The organism is Campylobacter troglodytis (genome assembly GCF_006864425.1).
Taxonomy (GTDB): domain Bacteria; phylum Campylobacterota; class Campylobacteria; order Campylobacterales; family Campylobacteraceae; genus Campylobacter_D; species Campylobacter_D troglodytis.
On record NZ_QHLI01000244.1, the window covers coordinates 1 to 501 of the forward strand.

The following is a 501-nucleotide window of genomic DNA, read 5'->3' on the forward strand; positions in this document are numbered from 1 at the left end:
GGTGTTTGTTGAATTTGCTTGGTGAGTGTAGGGTTGTGAGCTGTTTTGTAGGCTGTTATATGAATTTATTTGTGAATTTGCTTGTGAATTTGTTTGTGAATTTGTTTGTGAAGCATTTTGTAAGCTGTGCTGTGAATTTTCTTGCAAGCTGTTTTGTGAATTTATTTGTGAATTCAAGGACAAGAGGCTGATAAACTCACTTATAAACTCTTCTTTATCCATAATATCTAGCTTATAAGCAAGATCTTCTTTAAAATCCCTTGTCTTTGTGTATTTAAGGATAAAGCTAGCCACTTCTTTTGTATAAGCTAAACTTAAAATAATCCTTTCATTTTCTAAGAGTGTTAGCCTTTCATCATAAAGTCTTAGATGAAATCTACTTTTTAGGATTTTAAGCTCTATACACTGAACTGTTTTAATCCTAGCTGGTAGGGGTGGTTGTGTGTAAGAAAGATTATGCACCTTGCCATTTTCTTTTGTGTAGGCAAAAAAGATTATATT

At 32.3% G+C, this 501-nt stretch carries 1 protein-coding gene; it reads right to left on the reverse strand.

Translation table 11 applies throughout. The features are described 5' to 3' along the window. A partial coding sequence (locus DMC01_RS14570) for a hypothetical protein (protein ID WP_221887180.1) occupies window positions 1–501 on the reverse strand: 501 nt, incomplete at both ends.